This is a genomic window from Pedobacter nototheniae (assembly GCF_004335085.1).
GTDB lineage: Bacteria > Bacteroidota > Bacteroidia > Sphingobacteriales > Sphingobacteriaceae > Pedobacter > Pedobacter nototheniae.
Genome location: NZ_RQRS01000013.1, coordinates 88526 through 106906 on the forward strand (window position 1 = coordinate 88526; position 18381 = coordinate 106906).

The window sequence follows — 18381 nt, forward strand, 5'->3', positions numbered from 1 at the left end:
ATTAGTTTTCTGGGGTTTCTGTTGATGGATTGTTATATAAAACTGGCACCATTTTAATTTGACGATATAGTAAAAAGGTAACAATAATGCTTAGCGAAACATAAATTGCCGAGAAAATATAAAAAGAATAAGCAATACCTGGCATTGGTGTTACGGCATCTTTTGTTCTCATAATACCATAAATAATCCAAGGTTGGCGCCCAACTTCTGTAACTATCCAACCGGCTTCTAAAGCAATGTATCCCAAAGGAATTGCATAAACGAATAATTTAAGCAACCACCGCTTATCTGTTAAGGGTTTCTTTTTAAATATGGTAACGAAGTAAATTATAGCTATTAATAAAAGTAATGTACCAATGCCAACCATAATTTGAAAGGCATAATGCGTTATAGCTACCGGTGGATGCTGATCTTCAGGAATTTGATCTAAGCCCTTCACCTCCGCTTTAAAATCACCATGTGCTAAAAAACTTAAAGCGCCAGGTAATTGAATAGCCATTTTAACCGTTTTCTCACGCTCATTTACAATTCCACCAATTAATAAAGGCGCAGGTTTTTCCGTTTTATATAGCGCTTCCATTGCAGCTAGTTTAGCTGGTTGTCTTTTTGCTACATCCTTGGCAGATAAATCGCCACTTAAAGGTTGCAATAAGGCACCTATGCAAGCAAAAGTAGCTGCAATTTTAAACGCTTTTAAGTGAAATTGTTTATTACTATTTCTTAAAACCATTAAAGCGTGTACTCCGGCTACAGCAAAGCCTGTTGCTGTAAATGCGGCTAAGCACATGTGTAAGGCTTGGGTAAACCATGCTTTATTGAACATGGCTTGTATAGGATCGATATTTAGGTATTGTCCGTTTACGAAATCAAATCCGGCTGGGCTATTCATCCAAGCATTAGCGGCAACCACCAAAATACCCGATGCCAACCCACTTACGCCTACTACCATTCCAGTAAACCAATGAAACCATTTATTTAATTTATTCCAGCCGTATAAGAAAAATCCTAGTGCAATAGCTTCTATAAAAAAGGCTGTACCTTCTAAAGAGAACGGCATTCCGAAAATCGGACCTGCGTGTTCCATAAACTTCGGCCATAACAAACCTAATTCGAAAGATAACATTGTACCTGAAACTGCTCCTGTTGCAAAGAAAATAGCTACACCTTTACTCCACGCCTTGGTAATATTTTTATAAACCTCATCATTTGTTTTTAACCATTTATAGTGAGATACCGCCATAAAAAATGGCATAACCATACCAATGCAAGAAAAAATAATATGAAAACCCAGTGATAGGGCCATTTGGGAACGGGCAGCTATAAAATCATCCATAAGCTCTATTTATCGAATTGTAACAAATATAACTGTTAATGATTAAAGCTTATGGTAATTTAGTGATGATGAAAGGATTATTTTAAATATAGAACGTTTATAAATTGAAAATAATTGATACTTCGTATACTATTTACAAAATTGTAAAAATAAACTTTAATAAAACAAAAATGCTGATGATTTTAATAAGAATCACCAGCATTTTTTTAAATTAATTTCATGCTTATTTAGGTGCCTTTAATCTCGTCATAGGCGGCTGTAAGACTCCTTTGTATGCCTTCGCCCTTCCACTCTGGTGCACCAGGTATAGTTGTGGCATTTAAAATATCTTCTTTGCTTTTGCCGGCTTTAATTTCACTACCAACGAAGGTTAGTAAACTTTGAAGGTAATTTTGATAAGCTTTTACATCAGCTTTATTCCCCGTTACCTTTTCCGGATCCAGACTATGCCCCCAAATAAATACGGTATCATTATCAAATTGAGTGGTAATTTTATCAAGTGCAGTAATCCAATTTCCTATATGCGCTCCATTTTCTTTATCTATATATGGAAACTTGCGATTAAAAACTAAATCACCAACGTGTACAATATTTGCGTTTTCGAAATGATAAATGGCATCTCCATTGGTATGCCCCGAACCGTAATAAAATGCACTAATTTTTTCATCACCAACCTTTGCCTTCCAACCTGTTCCAAAAGTGGTATCAGGTAAAAGCTGCTGATTTAAATTATTTGCCTTCTCTGCTGCTTTTCTTTGATTTACTAAAGAGTTTTGATGCGCAACTACTTTTTCTGTCAATCCTTTAAAAGCTATATTTCCAGCAGTATGGTCTCCGTGGTGGTGTGTATTGATTAAATATTTAAAAGGTTTTTCGCCAAGTTTCTTTAATTCTTCAATTACGTGGGGGGCGCTTGTTGGAAACTGCGCATCAACAACAACAAACCCATTTGAAGAGTTTAGCCAACCAATTGTTCCTCCCTGCTCGGTAAATACGCCAACATTATTGCGAATTGGTTTAAAATTATACGCACGCAATAAATTGTTTTGTGCAAATACATCTGTTTTATAGATGGATAACAAGGCCATAGCCAATGCAGAGCTTTTGATAAAATTTCTTCTTTCCATAGCAGGGAATAACTTAAAAAACCACAGCAATTGCTGTGGTTTAAATTTAATATTTTTTTTTAGATATAAAATTTAGGATTATTTAAATTCCAGATCCTGGTGTGGTTCCAGGTTCGTGGCCCGGACCAAATGAATTATTTTTACGACCATCGTCCTTATTAAATAAGTTAGTGGTTACTTTTGAAGACTTATTTTCATCTAACTTTTCATCTTCCCTAACATCTTCTGCTTTTTTATCTAGCAAATCGTTCTGTACAATTTTGCCTTTTTCTTTATTTGTTTCCATAGCTATTGTAATTGATATAGTTAAAGAACAATACTAAAAAGCTTTTTGTTTTTCTTATTCAAAAACACATAGGTTTTAATACCACATCAATACAATATAGTTTACAGGATATACAAAAACCGCTACAATTACCTTAGCTTAAAGTCCGCCAGGTGTTGTACCAGGTTCATGGCCGCAGCCAAAAGAATGAAATCTTCTTTTGTGGCTTTTACTGAAATGGCTGGATGATTCAATAGAAAAAGAGTTCAATGCGAAATTGTATACATGTTTTTTCTCTGAATTTGATCTTTCTGATTTTAACCCGGTGTTTTCGGTTCCGTTGTTAGTGTTGCTGTTGGTTTCCATAACAATAAGAATTAGGTTTTATAATTAAATAAAATTTAAAGCAAATGTTTAATCTAATCTGAGGTATAGACCTATTAAAACTATTTCAAAAAAATGAATCTTGCTTAACCTTATGCGTGGAGTATGACTAAGGTTTTATTGAAGGAATTGGCATATCTGATGGTAATTGCTTTTGTTTATAAAGACGTTACAATTTACCTTTTTCTAATATCTACTTAAATATACTCTTTTAATTTATTTATTTCAAAACTAAAGGCATATTTTTTATCTAGGTGAATTATTGCTGTATTATTTTATCCTTTTAAAATATTAGTTAAAAAAAAAGCCTTAACAAATCATGTCAAGGCTCTTCCTATTTGGTTACTGATATTTTTAGGCTAAAGCGTTTTGCTTAACTACCATTTTAACTTTTTCAATTACATAATCTAAATCCTCTTTAGTTGTGTATTTACTAAAAGAGAAACGAACAGAAGGACGATTAGGATCGGCATTAATACCATTTAGCACATGCGAACCAATGTTTGATCCTGATGAACAAGCACTACCACCAGAAGCACAAATACCATTAATATCTAAATTAAAAAGCAACATATCTGCCATATCCATTTCTGGGAATGATACATTTAAAACCGTATAAAGGCTTTTGCTTGCGTCAGTTTCACCATTAAAGGCTATTCCTGGAATTTCGGCTATTAACTGTTCTTTTAAATAATCTTTTAAGCCTTGAATGTGGTTTTGATGCGCTTCCATATCAGCGTAAGCCATTTCTAAAGCTTTAGCTAACCCTACAATGCCATAAACATTTTCGGTACCGCCACGCATATTTCGCTCTTGTGCACCTCCATAAATCATCGGTGCAATTTTAATATTGCTGTTTACATATAAAAACCCAACACCTTTTGGTCCGTGTAATTTATGTGCAGCACAAACAATAAAATGAGCTTTTAAATCGCGAACATTATGTACGTAATGTCCCATGGTTTGCACCGTATCTGCATGGTAAATTGCATTATATTTTTCGCAAATATCACCAACTTTATACATGTCCGTTAACGTACCTAACTCGTTATTGGCGTGCATTAAAGAAACAAAAGTGCGCTCATTATTTTGCAATAACTCTTCTAAATGGGCGTAATCGATGTTGCCTTTTTCGTCTATATTAACAAAACTCAATTTATCAATTTGTCCGTCCTTTAGCATCATGTTTAGAGTATGTTCTACCGCGTGATGCTCTATTTTAGAAGTAATTGCGTGTTTAATACCATAAGCTGAAATACCACATCTAATTGCAGTATTATCCGCTTCGGTACCACCTGAAGTGAAAAATATTTCGGATGGTGATGCGCCTAATAAGCCTGCAACAGTTTTACGTGCCTTCTCTACCAAAGTTCTAACCTCACGCCCTAAAGCATGAATGGCAGATGGATTACCGAAGTAGTTTTCCATTACGTTGGTCATTTCTGCAATCACTGCAGGATCTAGAGGCGTGGTTGCTGCATTATCTAAATAAACCCTTTTCATTTGTGTGTTTGTATGTGTTTAGTTCAAAATCTCTTTAATATCAGAGATGATTTTATTGGCAAGGCTCTCGGCCACGGTTTCATTTTCTGCTTCGCTGTAAATACGAATAATTGGCTCCGTATTAGAACGACGTAAATGAACCCATGTTTTATCAAACTCTATTTTTAAGCCATCTATAGTGCTATATGGTTGATTTTTATATTTTTCTTCTACCTGTTTTAATAAATTATCGATATCCATTTCTGGCGTAAGGGTAATTTTATTTTTAGAGATAAAGTATCCAGGATAGCTGTTTCTTAAAACTGAAATAGGCTTACCAAATTTTGCCAGGTGCGTTAAAAATAAGGCAATACCAACCAAGGCATCTCTTCCATAATGAGATTCGGGATAAATAATACCACCGTTACCCTCGCCACCAATAATGGCGTTTGTTGCTTTCATTTTATTAACTACGTTTACCTCTCCTACTGCAGAGGCATTATATTCTGCACCTGCTTTTTCAGTTACGTCGCGTAAAGCTCTGGTTGATGAAAGATTAGAGACCGTATTTCCTGGCGTATTTTGAAGGATATAATCTGCAACGGCAACTAAGGTATATTCTTCACCAAACATGCTACCATCTTCATTTACAAAGCATAAACGGTCAACATCCGGATCAACAACAATACCTAAATCAGCATTTTGCTTTTGAACTTCTTTAGAAATCTCTGTTAAGTTTTCTGGAAGTGGCTCAGGATTATGTGGGAAATGACCATCAGGAGTGCAATATAGTTCAACAACCTTATTAACCCCTAAAGCCTTTAATAAAGCAGGAATAAAAATACCACCCGTTGAATTAACACAATCAATTACCACCTTAAAATCGGCCTTTTTAATGGCTTCGACATCTACTAAAGGCAATGCCAAAACTTTATCGATATGTTTTTGCAAGTAAGTATCGTTCTTAATTACTTTGCCTAATTTATCTACATCGGCAAAATCAAAACTAGCACTTTCGGCAAGGTCTAATACTTCCTTACCATCAGCATCACTAATAAATTCACCATCGCTATTTAATAATTTAAGTGCATTCCATTGTTTTGGATTATGACTGGCAGTTAAAATAATACCACCGCCTGCATTTTCATCGGGTACAGCAACCTCAACAGTTGGCGTGGTAGATAAGCCTAAATCAATAACCTCAATACCAAGACCTTGAAGAGTTCCGATAACTAAATTATTAACCATTTCGCCTGAAATACGGGCATCACGACCTAATACAATTCTTTTATTATTTGTTTTTTGAACTACCCAACTACCAAATGCAGCTGTAAATTTCACAATATCAATAGGTGTTAAGCCATCTCCTGCTTGTCCACCAATGGTTCCTCTTATGCCTGAAATCGATTTTATTAAAGTCACTTATGTTAGTTTTATATATGCCCAAAAATAAGAAAAAATTCAGGATTGTACTTAAGTTTCGAACTTGCTAACCGTTTAATTTACATTCGCTTTATATCTATTTACACGATGTATTTAATAGATTTAGATTAAAACACAGCATAATTATGCAACAATATTGCATAAAATAGATCTTCAAAAGTTTTGTTGCCATTGCAAAAGCTTATATTTGCCCCTTTCAAAAAATAAATACGGCTTTTATATGCAGCGCAAGTGGTTTCAGTATTGGTTCAATTCCCCTTATTATCATATCCTTTATCAACAACGCAACGACGCTGAAGCTGAATTTTTTATTGATAACCTAACTGATTTTCTAAATCCAACAGGAGATTCTAAAATGCTGGATATTGCTTGTGGTAAAGGCAGGCATTCTATTTACCTAAATAAAAAGGGGTTTAATGTAACTGGCATCGATTTATCTGAGCAAAGCATTAAATATGCAAAGCAGTTTGAAAATGAAAAACTTCATTTTCTGGTACATGATATGCGCCGCTTATTTTACATTAATTATTTTGATGTAGCCTTAAATCTTTTCACCAGTTTTGGATACTTTGATACGGAGAAAGATCATGTAAATGCACTTAAAACTTTTAGAAAAAGCTTAAATGCAAAGGGCATATTGGTTATTGATTATTTTAACACTGAAAAAATAGTTAGAAATTTAAATCATCAAGAAACTAAAGTATTAGATCATATTACTTTTAATATTGATAAGAAGGTTGTGGATGGCAAAATTATCAAGAAAATTAATTTTGAAGATAATGATAAAACTTACAATTTTGAAGAACGAGTACAGGCTTTTAGTTTACAGGATTTTGAAAGAATGCTAACTAAAGCAGGTATGGTTATAGAAAAAACCTTTGGCAGTTATGCTCTTGAGGATTATAGCGAAGAAAACTCTGACCGGTTAATTTTAATTTGCAAAAAAGCATGATAGAAAGCATTCAGCAGTTTGATGCAGAGTTGTTTTTGAAAATTCATCGTGGGCTTTCCAATGGGTTTTTCGATTGGTTGATGCCATTAATGCGCAATCGTTTTTTTTGGGCACCACTTTACTTATTTATTGTAATTTTTTGTATTAAACAGTATAAAAAGCAAGGTTACTACATTATTGGAATGATTCTTTTTACGTTTGCCATGGGCGATTTAATTGCATCAAGAGTAATTAAACCGCTTGTATCAAGATTAAGACCATGTAACGAACCAACATTGATAAATGATATTATCCACCGTGTGCCCTGCGGTAGTGGTATGAGTTTTCCTTCCGCCCATGCAACGAACCATTTTGCTATTGCTGTTTTTTTAATTTTTGTGTTTTACAAAAGATGGAAACCTATTCTACCAATTGGTTTATTTTGGGCTTTCATTATTAGTTTTGCACAAGTTTATGTAGGTGTACATTACCCTGTAGATGTAACTACAGGTGCACTGCTAGGAAGCGTAATTGGTTTTATTTGTTCAAGAATATTTAAAAAACTTCAACCCGATTTTTAAAATGGAAGTCTGGAAAATTTGCGTACTTTTCTTCTGCGCCTTTTTAGGTGGATCGGCTATCTTTTTGGTAAAAAGCGATAAATCAAAGCTCCTAAAGCTTATTTTATCTTTTAGCGGCGCTTATTTATTCGCCATTACTGTTTTACATTTAATTCCTGATGCATATAGTGGTCCGGATAAAGGAGAAATAGGAATATTTATTTTAATTGGGTTCTTACTCCAGGTTTTTCTTGAACAGTTTTCTGAAGGTGTTGAACATGGGCATATCCATAAACATCATGATGGACATGCTTTTCCTTACGGAATTATGATTAGCTTGTGCTTACATGCTTTTTTAGAAGGAATGCCTTTAGCTAAAGATCAGCATAACGAATTAATTTTCGGAATTTCGTTACATCATATTCCTGCTGCATTTGCTCTTGCAAGCATTTTAATGCAAAACCACTTTAAAAAAGGCAGTATTATGGCCTACCTTGTCATATTTGCTGTTATGGCTCCTTTAGGTTTTTATGTAAGTATGGGCCTAAGTAATGGAACAATTGGTGGTGTGGAGGCTTATTTCAACAAAATAATGGGTATTGTAATTGGTATCTTTCTACACATTTCTACCACTATATTATTTGAATCAAGCGCCGATCATAAAATAAACATTAAAAAAATGATTGCCGTTTTACTGGGTATTGGCGTTGCCTTAATAGGTTTTTTTATAGGGCATTAATAACGCTCCATAAATGTTTACTTACTACTTTCTTTCTGCCATTAACATTTAACTAAGTTTTGCTTAATAGTTTCTTTGTTTCTCTTAAAACAAATTAAGTTTTGCTTAATAGTTTATTATAATTGTTTAATGTAAACTAATATTTGTTTGATAGTTTCTTTAGATCTATTAATATAAATTAAGTTTTACTTAATAGTTTATTTGAATTGTTTAATATAAACTAATATTTAGTTGATGATTTATTTGCATCATTAACACTGCGTTTGGTGTTGATAGTTTTATTGCGCTAAACAGTTTATTTTCATTAATTTAGACTAATGGAAAATGAAGTTAATGAGCCTGCCGTAGATTACCATAAACAAATGTATACCATTGCAGAATATCTTGAAAGGGAAAATTTATCTGATGAAAAGCACGAATATTTTCAAGGAGAAATTTTTGCCATGGCTGGAGCAAGTAATGCGCATAACGAAATTTTCACTAACGTTTTTGGAAATATATTCATTAAATTAAAAGGTAAACCCTGTCGTCCTTTTGGTAGTGATAAGCGCCTGCAAATTCCCGAAAATAGTTTATTTACTTATCCTGATATTTCTATCTATTGCAACAATTTGATCGAAAGTAAAGATGATACAAACACTTCGGTTCTTCCTTCTGTAATTATAGAAATTTTATCTGCCTCAACTAAAACTTACGATAGAGGGAATAAATTTAAACTTTATAGGGATATCCCCTCATTGAAAGAATATATTTTAATTGATTCTGAATCAATATATATTGAAGCTTTTTATGTTAATGAGAAACAAAACTGGGAATTAACAGAATATAAAAACATTCATCAAGTTTTAAACTTTACTTCTCTTGGTTTCGAAATTCCCTTATTAGAAATTTATAATAAGGTTTTTATTGAAAGTTAATTATTTCTTTTCCTTCTTTTTTCCAAAACCCCAAGGGCAATGCTTACACTTATTTTTACAGCAATAGCCTCTTTTTAAATGATAGGCTTCAGTAAAAACCATTAGCCCATCTTCATTAAAATAAAAGTCTTCTCCTTCCTTTAACATAAAGCAAAAATTTTGAATATGAGAATGAATGATTATTGAATCTTTTTAACAAGCATACCGTCATTCATTCGTTTTATCTTTCAATTAATCATTTTTACCGTTAAGTATTTTCACGGTCAATTTTCCAGCAAAATGTTGTTTTAGTTGTTTTCCATCACCATGCAATGTCCACACTTCTTTAGGCTGAACCTTTTCTATTGTTTCTAATATTGCGGCCCAATCTGCATGATCTGATATATAAAGCGAAATTCCATTTTGTTGCTGAAGATTTTTCCACCCAGAAGCAAAGGCTCTAACCACATTTACTGCCTTAAAGTAACTATGAAAAACCATGGGTGGTACAATATAAACCTGATGCTCTGTGTTTTGCTTCATCACTTTTCTATCGTAAACCTGATATTTACCTAACTTAATACCATACTCTTCGTAAATTTTAACAAAGGGCATAATACTGTGGTGTACCAATATGTTTTTACCTGTACAATGCTGATTAATAAGCTGAATAATACGCTGGCTTTTACCTAAAGCATAGGCACCCAACATAATATTAGCTGTGGTAGCGTTTAGCTTATTAATTTCATCTGCAGCCTCAGGATGTTTAGTTTCTGGGTCGGCGAAAGTGCTTTCTGTAATCAAAACATCGGCCTGAACAAACTCAAAGGGCTCACATGTTATATCAAGTTCAATTTTATAATCGCCAGTATATAAATATTTAATTCCTTTATACTCCATCATTACTTGTGCGGAGCCTAATATATGTCCGGCAGAATAAAAAGTGATGGTTACATCTTTTAATTTGAAAGATTGATGATATTCTTTAATATGAAAATCGCCGCCAGCAAACTTGCGATAACGATGTTTCATAAATGCCATTGTGGCTTGAGTACAATAAACATTTTGGTTTCCCCCTACCGCATGATCGCCATGCGCATGAGAAATAACAGCTTCTTTAACGGGTTGTTGAGGATCTAAATAAAAATCGCCATATACACAATACAATCCCACGGGGGTAATTGTAATAAAATCTTCCAGTATCATTATTTTTTACTTACCTCTAAAAATATTTTATGTAATGCTAAAACTTGCTCAATAATGCCATTCTCCTCATCATTTACAATAAAATGATTGGCCATTTTTCGCTTCTGTTCATCACTAAATTGTTTATCCATTCGGGCTTTTACTTGTTCCGCAGAAACATTATCGCGTTGCATTACTCTACTTACCTTTACATTTATTGGGGCAGTTACCAAAATGCTGGTATCACACATTTTATAAGAACCACTTTCAAATAGCAAAGCAGCCTCTTTTAAGGTGTAAGGTACTGTTTGGTCAATTTGATTCTCCCATTCATTAAAAGCCCTAAAAACCGCTGGATGAACAAGTGCGTTCAATTTAGTTAATTCAGTTTCATTGTTAAATACAATTGCTGCAATGTGCTTATTATTTAGTGTACCATCTTCGAAATAGCTATCCTGGCCAAAGGTATTTTTAATTCCCTCCACTAAAATAGAATCTTTAACCATTATTTCTTTAGCAACTGTATCCGCATAAAAAACAGGGATACCCAAAACCTCAAAAACCTTACATACGGTTGTTTTTCCACTACCTATGCCGCCTGTTATACCTACTTTATACATTATTTTTCGACTACAAAATCTATTTTGGATGGAAACACATTGATTAATTTACAGTAATCTGGAAACTCAGTAATTTTAACTGTAAATTGGTTGTGATTTAAATTTAGCCATTCATCTACATCAACACTTGCCTGAATAAAGCTTTCATCAACCTGCTCATAATTGCCAAGTGCAACTAAAAAGGTAACCTTAATTTTTTTGGGATAAAGCTTAATACTATTGTAATTACGGTTATTAATAATTTTTAGTGGAACTTCAATAGTTTTTTCGGTAAACTCATCTACCGGTAGTTTAACTTCTACCGTGGACGGAAAGATACTCACATTTTTGTGGGTACTGTGTTGCATAGCAACTCTTACGGTTGCGCTATTTTGCAATTTACTAAGCTTTAAAGTATCAGTAGACCATTCTGTAATCTTATCAAGCTCCTCAATTGGCCCCGTAACGGTTACATATTTTGGATTAAGTTGTATATCACTTGAAATTCCATATTGCTTTGTAAAATCAATTTTTTCAATAAGTTTAATGGCAACTCTTTTAACGGTTCTTTTGGTAAAATCGAAATATAAGGTATCTGGTTTTACTGAAATTACTTTTTGCGAACTTTCTAATTGTTTATTTATGTTGTACAATTGATCTGAAAATACAATAAACTCTTTTGAGTTTAATTGATTTAAACTTACGGCAATAGATTGCGGATTTATACGCAAACGGGCAAATAACAACTGCCAGCCTGTTCCTTTTACCTTCAAATCTACAGTATCAGATTGTAAAGGATGAAATGCTCTCTTTTGAGGGAAGTTTTTATAAATTAACACTGTTTTAGCCGTGTATTCATATTCGTTATTTAATGCCAAAAAAAACCATGCAGCAACCGCCAGTACCAAGCAAGCCAGGAGACTAAAAACACGTCTTTTTTCTATTTGAGTTAACTTAATAAAAGGCATATAGTAATGAAAATGAATTAGAGCACATTTGCCCTTAACCACACAACAATTTAGCCAAATGTAGTAAAATTTTAAAAGATAGACTGAACATCCGATCTTACGAAAGGGTTAACTTAAAATTAAAAAGATAACATCATTAGGTTAACTAAAACGAACTCAGATTATTTCTTCTCCGCCACTATTATTTCATTAAAGTAAACAGTATTTTTATAAGCACCTATTGTGATTTCAATCCACAAAACCATTAGAAAAAAATGAAAAACTACTTTTTAACGCTACTATTGATTTTGCCAGCTTTACATAATTATGCGCAGAAACGGCAAAATGTTTATTTCTTTAAAAATGACGCACCTACCGCAGATCGGAAGAATTATGATTATCGAAGGGTAATTACCGAACCCGACTCTGGTGCAACCGTATTTAATTTATTTGAATTTTATCCAGATAATACTGAAAAAACAATTGGTTTTGTTTCCGTATTTGAACCGGCCTTAGTTTATGAAGGAACATTAAAGAAGTTTAATGATAAGGGAATTTTAATTGAGAAATCATATTTCAAGAGTGGCAAACCTATTGGAGCAGCTTCGTATTTTTATCAGAATGGTAAACCTAAAAGTGTAATTCTTTATGATGCTTCCGTAAAAATCCCGGGTGTAAGCGATCATACTTTTAGTAAAATTGTTCAGGCTTATGATTCTTTAGGTACTCAAATGGTTAAGGATGGTAACGGTTATTATAAAACTGAAGACAAATTTTATGCTGAAGAGGGTAACTATATCAATAGTGAAAAGGATGGGGTTTGGAAAGGTCGGGTTGGCGAAGGTACTTTTGAAGAGCAGTATAAAAATGGCAATCTAATAACTGGTATTGCAACTTTGAGTAATGGGAAAACCAATAATTATAAAAATGCTGAAGAGTTTCCAACGTTTCCAGGGGGTATACAATCTTTTTACAGCTATTTAGCAAGAGAATATAAATATCCTAAAGAAGCGGTTGAAAACAGAGTTAGTGGAAGAATATTTATCAGTTTTGTGGTAGAGAAAGACGGCTCTTTAACTGATATTAAAGTAAGAAACCATATGGGGTATGGAACTGAACAAGAAGCAATAAGGGTATTAAATAATTGCAGAAAATGGATTCCTGCAAAGCAGCATGGTATTCCGGTGAGGGTTGCTTATAATATTAATTTCAATCTTAGAGCGAGTTAGTTTATAAAAAAAGGTCATCTGAAAATTCGAGGGCACTGAAAAAGTAGGCTTAAAATGTCTATAAAAAGATTATCGGATGAGTAGGTCATAAGATCTCCATCCGCTTTTTGTTTTTTGAGTGTTTTTATATTTTTTACTGATTCCAATTCATTAAGATCTCTCGCCGAATTTCAGTGTTTTATAGTCCTTTTTAGGATGTTTTTTGGTAATAATGATCCCGCTTTAGAATTTCAGTATTCTTTTTAGATTTACCACGAATATCGCTATTGCACCTTGCATTTTCATACTTTCAAGGCCATAGGAATTTGCTCTGTGATATCCATGCACATTTTTCAATTCACTATTTTTCGCCTCAATTTTATATCTGTGTTTTGACTTTTCCCTGAAGTACTCGCTTTGTTGGAATATTTCCTGCTCTTTGTGCTCATCTGGTTTTATTGCAGCCGAGTACGTCCTACTTTTGGCTTCTGGTTTATAGCAGCCATCTCTTAGCGGGCATACTTTGCATTTTTCGATATCGAAATAATAGGTCATCGCCTGATTGCTCTTATCTACCTTTTTACCCTGCACCCGTTTATACATAGCCAGGTGCCCTGCAGGACATACAAACATATCAGCGTCTTTATTATAGTCGAACTTTTCTTCCTCTTTCCTGGTGCCATGGGTAATAGCAGGGTTCATCCTGGCAACGATCTTAATCTTATTTCCGTTCAAATCCTTAAGCTTGAGGTTGTTCTTGCCGGCATAAGCTGCATCACCTATGATGGTATCCACCTCCATTCCGTTTGACTGTGTCTGGTTCAATAATTTTGGCAGTTCAGGACCATCGCCTTTCTCAGCTGAGGTGACAACAGCAGCCGTTATAATACGTTCCTCTGTCATTGCCAAATGAGTTTTGTAACCAAAAAAACTGCTGTCAGCTGTTTTGTGGCCAACCTTGGCATCCATATCTTTGGATATCGCATAATTCTCCCGGGTATCTTCCACTGTTTCCTTTAAGAGGTTTAGCTTCTCTTTCACAGCAGGAATTTCACTTAATGCTTCATCAGACTCGATAAGTTTTTGTAACTCCTTGCAGTATTCTATTTCTTTAAGGATATCATTTGAATCATTTTTCTCAGGCATCTGACCCTTGAGATCATCATCCATTAGATATACTGCTTTTCGAAGCAGTTTCGAGCGTTGCCTGAGTACTTCAATAGGTGAATATGGGTTGGATCTGGAAAGTGAATGCGTCGCATCGACAATGATGGACCTGGATTTAATAATGCCTTTTTCCAAGGCCAAGGAAACGGTTTTGCCAATTAGAAGGTTTAAAAGATCCATATCCTTAAGGCGGAGCTTTCGGAACTTGGTCAATGAGCTTGAATTGATCACATCTTCTTCTGGGGACATCCCCAGAAAATATTTGAAAGACATATCATAGCGGGAACGCTCTACCACATCAACGTCTGAAACCGTATAAATCGTTTTCAGCAACAAATATTTAAACATGCGTACTGGACTCTCAGCATTACGACCGTTGTCCGCGCAGTATTTATCCAGAAGCTCATCATATATAAAACCAAAATCTATAAGCTCGTTAATCTTGCGCAGTAAGTTCTCTTTGGGGATAATCAGGTCATAAAGCCTGGAAAAAGCGCTAAAATGGATTTTTTGTTGTTGAAGCAGCATCTAAAAACAGTAATAATACACCTTTAAAATACAAAAAAAGGAGCAGAAAAACTAGTCTTCTACTCCTTTTATCCTTTTCAATTAAGGGACTTTTTCAGTGCCCTCGAAAATTCAGATGACCTTTTACTAAATGAATATTTTAAAATTATGCTTTAGGGCCTAAATCTTTTGGAGCCACTGCTTTAGTTGCATCAAGAGATACAGCTGTTTTATCAAAACGAATTTTAACACCACCTTCTACTTCAATTAAGAAAGTTGTATCGTTCATATCAGCAATACGACCGTGAATACCGGCTGTAGTTACAATTTTATCTCCTTTTTTCAATTCTTCAACCAATTTTTTGTGGTCTTTAGCTTTTTTAACTTGCGGACGGATCATGAAGAAGTAAAAAACTACCATGATTAATACCATTGGTACAATTGTACTTAGCATATTGCTACCACCTGCGGCTTGTAAAATTACTGTTGATGTCATTTCTTATTTATTTGTTGTTTAAATTTTATTTAGGCTTATTTCTTAACTAAAACTTCGCCTACTAAGTGTACTGTACTCACATTTGGGTTTGCGTTAGAAACTATTGTGATTACCTTATCCTGCATTCCCATTTTACCCTCACTATTAAAAATCACTTTAATAACGCCTTCTTTACCTGGCAAAATTGGTTCTTTAGGTGGCTCAGGTATAGTACAACCGCAAGTTGCAGTTGCATTAGAAATAATTAAAGGACTTTTACCTGTATTAGTAAACTTGAAATTGTGCTGAACTTTTTCGCCTTGTTGAATTTTTTCAAAATCGTAAATCTCCTTCTCGAAAGAAATTATTGCAGCATCCGCTGGTGCAACTTTCGAAGCAGTTTTAGAAGTATCATTACCTACAGATACACCCGTAGCTTCTACTTTATTTTGAGTATTTGCGTTACGACAAGCTGAAAAAGATAATGCAGCTATAGCCAGGATAAATATTTTTTTCATTCTATTATATCTTTATTCTTCAATTAAACCACGACCAATCTTTTTGATGGTATTATTTTTCTTAAGATCGCCTAAAATTTTGTCCAAAATACCGTTTATAAATGAATTACTTTTCGGTGTACTGTAATCTTTTGATAATTCAAGATATTCGTTGATGGTTACTTTTACCGGGATTGATGTAAAATTGAGCAATTCGCAAATCGCCATTTTCATTAAAATAGTATCCATTAAAGCAATGCGTTCAGATTCCCAGTTTTTAGTACGCTCAGCAATCATTTCCTGGTATTTCTCATCGTTTTGCAAAGTATACAAGAATAAATCTTGAACAAACTTGCTATCTTCAATCCAATCTGCACTAATTTCAGTTAGTTTATTCTTGAAAGGATCTTCAGAAGTAAAGTTTTTAAGGGTTTTAGCAACCATGCCTTTCATCACCTCATGATCTACCTGCCAATTGATAAATTTTTCTTCGAAAACCTGAAGAATAGCCTGATTTTTTAAAAGGATTTTTCTGAAAATAAATTTGATAATATCTTTAGATGATTCTAAACTTTCGTTAGGATCAGCAAGATATTCAGCATATTCTTTTGAAGCTTTTAATGAATTGTAAACTGTTTTACGAATTTCAGGATCGAAACCCCAATCTACCTTATATTTCTTAATTGCCGCAATGTATTCAGGGTTTTGCTGCATTAATACACTGAACTTGTTGTGCAGTAACTTTAAATTAGGATTAATATCATCAGCGGTTTTAATGTGCTTGTTAGCGCGTTCAGCAGCGTCATTTGCTGTAAACTCCGTAACTTCTACCAACAAGGAAAGCATCCAAATATACATTTCGTATACGCTGTCGATACTTTGCATCAAGGTTTTCAGATAACCTCTAATGTCTTTTTTTTCTGTCATGTGCCAAGCAAAAATGTTTTGCAAAGCTTTGATTCTAAGGTGCCTTCTATTTAACATGAATGTAAGAACGAATACGGTTTTTTAGACCTTTTTTTATAATAATTAATATGATGATTTAATTTTTTTTATGTCTTCAATCCGCTTTTCGGCAATGCGGTTTGCAGCTGTAATAGTTGATATTTTTTCTGCTTTACTTAATTTAATTACATTTCTGGTTGCATCGTAAATATTCTCGGTAAGTTGTACAGTTCTCTTTTTACCGAAACCTGTTAGTTCAGAATAACATGCAATTAATCCACCAGCGTTGATTAAATAATCTGGTGCAAATAAAATATCTTTATTTAATAGCAATTCGCCATCAGCAAGTTCATCTTTTAACTGATTATTTGCTGAACCTGCAATAATTGCAAATTTCATTTTTTCTATGGTTTTATTATTTACCGTAGCTCCCATTGCACACGGGGCATATACATCAGCATCAATTCCGAAGATTTTATCTGCCTCAATAGGTTTAGCCTTATATTTACGTGCAACATAAGTAAGTTGTTCCTGGTTAATATCGCTAATTAATACTTCTGCATTTTCTTTTCTCAGCAAAGCGACTAAATGCTCACCTACATTACCTATACCTTGTACAACAATTGTTCTACCAGCAAGCATATCTGTACCAAAAACTTCTTTTACACTTGCTTTAATACCCAAATAAACACCTTGAGCAGTAAACGGAGCAGGATTACCGGCACCACCAATAGATTCGGGTACGCCTGTAACATAACTGGTTTCCATGCGAATGTATTCCATATCGCGTGTATTGGTTCCCATCTCCTCAGCAGTGATAAATTCGCCATTAAGATTTTTAATAAACCTGCCGTAACTACGCATTAAGGTCTCGGTTTTATCTTTTCTTGAATCACCGATGATTACGCCTTTTCCGCCACCTAAATTTAATCCTGTGATTGCCGATTTATAAGTCATGCCACGAGATAAACGAAGAGCGTCTTCTAAAGCCTCTCCTTCTGTAGCATAACTCCACATACGTGTTCCGCCAAGTGCAGGGCCTAAAGTAGTATCATGAATGGCAATAATGGCTTTTAAACCTGTATCCGCATCGTTACAGAAAACCAGTTTCTTATGTCCGTAAACACTTAACTGATCTAATATTGAAGTTTCTGATGAAGAATTCGCTGGCATAATTTTACGTAGAGCTAACCTGCTGCAAAATTAAAATAAAAAACCATTATTACACGCTTTTAACTAAACTATAACAAAATTACTTGCTATTTAGTTCTAATACCTGATTGGAGCGCTAATTAAATTTACTTGCAAGCCAAAATTGTGATTAGAAATTTAGAGCATTTCATATCTTTATTATACTTCAACAAAACAGACATAGCTTCGGGTGTCTTTTTAAGACCGGGCAAATAATCATTCCTAAATTTTATACTATGTTAATGCAAAACAAAGGTCAGAAAATGACCAGAAATGAAATGAAAAATGTAGCTGGCGGTACTGGCGAATCCTGTATTTCGTACTGCTTCTTTTTTGATGATTTGAGTGGACCAACTTCCAGCTGCCCTGTAAATGAACAATGTGTAATTTATTATTGTGGTGGAAACGCGACAGGTTACAGGTGTGAGCCAATTTAAAAATTTTAGGACTGGTTAAAACCAAACCAGTCCTTGTTATGCCCATTAGAAGCGAGTTTTGTT

At 34.1% G+C, this 18381-nt stretch carries 21 protein-coding genes; 6 read left to right on the plus strand and 15 right to left on the minus strand.

What is annotated here, in order from left to right; genetic code table 11:
- Position 1: 1 nt before the first annotated feature.
- From EHC72_RS12875 to glmM, 6 genes are all read right to left on the minus strand, one after another.
- Positions 2–1333, minus strand: a complete 1332-nt coding sequence (locus EHC72_RS12875; protein WP_131538116.1) for a cytochrome ubiquinol oxidase subunit I — start codon at positions 1331–1333, stop codon at positions 2–4.
- Positions 1334–1560: 227 nt separating this feature from the next.
- Positions 1561–2460 carry an MBL fold metallo-hydrolase gene (locus EHC72_RS12880; RefSeq protein ID WP_131538117.1) on the minus strand — a complete coding sequence of 300 codons (900 nt, stop codon included), beginning with the start codon at positions 2458–2460 and terminating at the stop codon, positions 1561–1563.
- An 82-nt stretch (positions 2461–2542) separates the two neighbouring features.
- The gene (locus EHC72_RS12885; RefSeq protein WP_131538118.1) at positions 2543–2746 is read right to left on the minus strand and encodes a hypothetical protein; all 204 of its coding nucleotides are present in this window, start codon (positions 2744–2746) and stop codon (positions 2543–2545) included.
- A 138-nt stretch (positions 2747–2884) separates the two neighbouring features.
- Entirely contained in the window at positions 2885–3091 is a 207-nt protein-coding gene (locus EHC72_RS12890; RefSeq protein ID WP_131538119.1) for a hypothetical protein, read from the minus strand.
- Positions 3092–3463: 372 nt separating this feature from the next.
- Entirely contained in the window at positions 3464–4612 is a 1149-nt protein-coding gene (locus EHC72_RS12895; RefSeq protein ID WP_131538120.1) for a cysteine desulfurase family protein, read from the minus strand.
- An 18-nt stretch (positions 4613–4630) separates the two neighbouring features.
- A complete protein-coding gene (gene glmM / locus EHC72_RS12900; RefSeq protein ID WP_131538121.1) occupies positions 4631–6013 on the minus strand; it encodes a phosphoglucosamine mutase in 1383 nt (460 codons plus the stop codon).
- 241 nt (positions 6014–6254) lie between these two features.
- On the opposite strand from glmM, the gene EHC72_RS12905 reads away from it, so the two are divergent.
- The 4 genes from EHC72_RS12905 (at position 6255) to EHC72_RS12920 (ending at position 9181) form a co-directional block, all read left to right on the plus strand.
- Positions 6255–6986, plus strand: coding sequence for a class I SAM-dependent methyltransferase (locus tag EHC72_RS12905; protein ID WP_131538122.1), 732 nt, complete (start codon positions 6255–6257; stop codon positions 6984–6986).
- Positions 6983–7546 (plus strand): phosphatase PAP2 family protein, encoded by a 564-nt coding sequence (locus tag EHC72_RS12910; RefSeq protein WP_131538123.1) that lies wholly within the window; start codon positions 6983–6985, stop codon positions 7544–7546. Before EHC72_RS12905 ends, EHC72_RS12910 begins: the two co-directional genes overlap by 4 nt.
- Position 7547: 1 nt before the next feature.
- A complete protein-coding gene (locus EHC72_RS12915; protein ID WP_131538124.1) occupies positions 7548–8264 on the plus strand; it encodes a ZIP family metal transporter in 717 nt (238 codons plus the stop codon).
- 317 nt (positions 8265–8581) lie between these two features.
- Positions 8582–9181 (plus strand): Uma2 family endonuclease, encoded by a 600-nt coding sequence (locus EHC72_RS12920; RefSeq protein WP_131538125.1) that lies wholly within the window; start codon positions 8582–8584, stop codon positions 9179–9181.
- Here the strand turns inward: EHC72_RS12920 and EHC72_RS22685 are convergent, their stop codons facing one another.
- The 4 genes from EHC72_RS22685 to EHC72_RS12935 all read right to left on the minus strand — a co-directional run bounded on the left by EHC72_RS22685 (position 9182) and on the right by EHC72_RS12935 (position 11912).
- Entirely contained in the window at positions 9182–9328 is a 147-nt protein-coding gene (locus EHC72_RS22685) for a DUF5522 domain-containing protein (protein ID WP_165585820.1), read from the minus strand.
- An 84-nt stretch (positions 9329–9412) separates the two neighbouring features.
- Complete coding sequence (locus EHC72_RS12925) at positions 9413–10366, minus strand: exonuclease (protein ID WP_131538126.1); 954 nt, start codon at positions 10364–10366, stop codon at positions 9413–9415.
- Positions 10366–10965: a dephospho-CoA kinase gene (gene coaE / locus EHC72_RS12930; RefSeq protein WP_131538127.1), complete on the minus strand. Its 600-nt coding sequence runs from the start codon at positions 10963–10965 to the stop codon at positions 10366–10368. The genes EHC72_RS12925 and coaE overlap by 1 nt, the downstream gene beginning before the upstream one ends.
- Positions 10965–11912, minus strand: coding sequence for a CdaR family protein (locus EHC72_RS12935; RefSeq protein WP_131538128.1), 948 nt, complete (start codon positions 11910–11912; stop codon positions 10965–10967). Before EHC72_RS12935 ends, coaE begins: the two co-directional genes overlap by 1 nt.
- Before the next feature lie 254 nt (positions 11913–12166).
- On the opposite strand from EHC72_RS12935, the gene EHC72_RS12940 reads away from it, so the two are divergent.
- A complete protein-coding gene (locus EHC72_RS12940; RefSeq protein ID WP_131538129.1) occupies positions 12167–13120 on the plus strand; it encodes an energy transducer TonB in 954 nt (317 codons plus the stop codon).
- Positions 13121–13342: 222 nt separating this feature from the next.
- Here EHC72_RS12940 and EHC72_RS12945 read toward each other — a convergent pair whose 3' ends face one another.
- The 5 genes from EHC72_RS12945 to EHC72_RS12965 form a co-directional block, all read right to left on the minus strand.
- Positions 13343–14794 (minus strand): IS1182 family transposase, encoded by a 1452-nt coding sequence (locus EHC72_RS12945; protein ID WP_131538130.1) that lies wholly within the window; start codon positions 14792–14794, stop codon positions 13343–13345.
- 145 nt (positions 14795–14939) lie between these two features.
- On the minus strand, positions 14940–15269 hold the full coding sequence (gene yajC / locus EHC72_RS12950) for a preprotein translocase subunit YajC (protein WP_131538131.1): 330 nt from the start codon (positions 15267–15269) through the stop codon (positions 14940–14942).
- A 35-nt stretch (positions 15270–15304) separates the two neighbouring features.
- Positions 15305–15766, minus strand: a complete 462-nt coding sequence (locus EHC72_RS12955) for a DUF1573 domain-containing protein (RefSeq protein WP_131538132.1) — start codon at positions 15764–15766, stop codon at positions 15305–15307.
- A 12-nt stretch (positions 15767–15778) separates the two neighbouring features.
- Positions 15779–16729 (minus strand): transcription antitermination factor NusB, encoded by a 951-nt coding sequence (nusB, locus tag EHC72_RS12960; RefSeq protein WP_131538133.1) that lies wholly within the window; start codon positions 16727–16729, stop codon positions 15779–15781.
- A gap of 45 nt (positions 16730–16774) precedes the next feature.
- Positions 16775–17863, minus strand: coding sequence for a Glu/Leu/Phe/Val family dehydrogenase (locus EHC72_RS12965; RefSeq protein ID WP_131538134.1), 1089 nt, complete (start codon positions 17861–17863; stop codon positions 16775–16777).
- A 260-nt stretch (positions 17864–18123) separates the two neighbouring features.
- Between EHC72_RS12965 and EHC72_RS12970 the strand changes: the two genes are divergently transcribed.
- Positions 18124–18318 carry a hypothetical protein gene (locus EHC72_RS12970; RefSeq protein WP_131538135.1) on the plus strand — a complete coding sequence of 65 codons (195 nt, stop codon included), beginning with the start codon at positions 18124–18126 and terminating at the stop codon, positions 18316–18318.
- The last annotated feature ends 63 nt before the right edge of the window (positions 18319–18381 follow it).

Bases quoted from the DNA above. Each gene is read 5' to 3' on its own strand.
- EHC72_RS12890 (WP_131538119.1), bottom strand. From the start codon at position 3,091: ATGGAAACCAACAGCAACACTAACAACGGAACCGAAAACACCGGGTTA.
- nusB (WP_131538133.1), bottom strand. From the start codon at position 16,729: ATGTTAAATAGAAGGCACCTTAGAATCAAAGCTTTGCAAAACATTTTT.
- coaE (WP_131538127.1), bottom strand. From the start codon at position 10,965: ATGTATAAAGTAGGTATAACAGGCGGCATAGGTAGTGGAAAAACAACC.
- EHC72_RS12880 (WP_131538117.1), bottom strand. From the start codon at position 2,460: ATGGAAAGAAGAAATTTTATCAAAAGCTCTGCATTGGCTATGGCCTTG.
- EHC72_RS22685 (WP_165585820.1), bottom strand. From the start codon at position 9,328: ATGTTAAAGGAAGGAGAAGACTTTTATTTTAATGAAGATGGGCTAATG.
- EHC72_RS12955 (WP_131538132.1), bottom strand. From the start codon at position 15,766: ATGAAAAAAATATTTATCCTGGCTATAGCTGCATTATCTTTTTCAGCT.
- EHC72_RS12965 (WP_131538134.1), bottom strand. From the start codon at position 17,863: ATGCCAGCGAATTCTTCATCAGAAACTTCAATATTAGATCAGTTAAGT.
- yajC (WP_131538131.1), bottom strand. From the start codon at position 15,269: ATGACATCAACAGTAATTTTACAAGCCGCAGGTGGTAGCAATATGCTA.
- EHC72_RS12915 (WP_131538124.1), top strand. From the start codon at position 7,548: ATGGAAGTCTGGAAAATTTGCGTACTTTTCTTCTGCGCCTTTTTAGGT.
- EHC72_RS12940 (WP_131538129.1), top strand. From the start codon at position 12,167: ATGAAAAACTACTTTTTAACGCTACTATTGATTTTGCCAGCTTTACAT.
- EHC72_RS12885 (WP_131538118.1), bottom strand. From the start codon at position 2,746: ATGGAAACAAATAAAGAAAAAGGCAAAATTGTACAGAACGATTTGCTA.
- EHC72_RS12905 (WP_131538122.1), top strand. From the start codon at position 6,255: ATGCAGCGCAAGTGGTTTCAGTATTGGTTCAATTCCCCTTATTATCAT.
- EHC72_RS12895 (WP_131538120.1), bottom strand. From the start codon at position 4,612: ATGAAAAGGGTTTATTTAGATAATGCAGCAACCACGCCTCTAGATCCT.
- EHC72_RS12925 (WP_131538126.1), bottom strand. From the start codon at position 10,366: ATGATACTGGAAGATTTTATTACAATTACCCCCGTGGGATTGTATTGT.
- EHC72_RS12970 (WP_131538135.1), top strand. From the start codon at position 18,124: ATGCAAAACAAAGGTCAGAAAATGACCAGAAATGAAATGAAAAATGTA.
- EHC72_RS12910 (WP_131538123.1), top strand. From the start codon at position 6,983: ATGATAGAAAGCATTCAGCAGTTTGATGCAGAGTTGTTTTTGAAAATT.
- EHC72_RS12920 (WP_131538125.1), top strand. From the start codon at position 8,582: ATGGAAAATGAAGTTAATGAGCCTGCCGTAGATTACCATAAACAAATG.
- EHC72_RS12935 (WP_131538128.1), bottom strand. From the start codon at position 11,912: ATGCCTTTTATTAAGTTAACTCAAATAGAAAAAAGACGTGTTTTTAGT.
- EHC72_RS12945 (WP_131538130.1), bottom strand. From the start codon at position 14,794: ATGCTGCTTCAACAACAAAAAATCCATTTTAGCGCTTTTTCCAGGCTT.
- EHC72_RS12875 (WP_131538116.1), bottom strand. From the start codon at position 1,333: ATGGATGATTTTATAGCTGCCCGTTCCCAAATGGCCCTATCACTGGGT.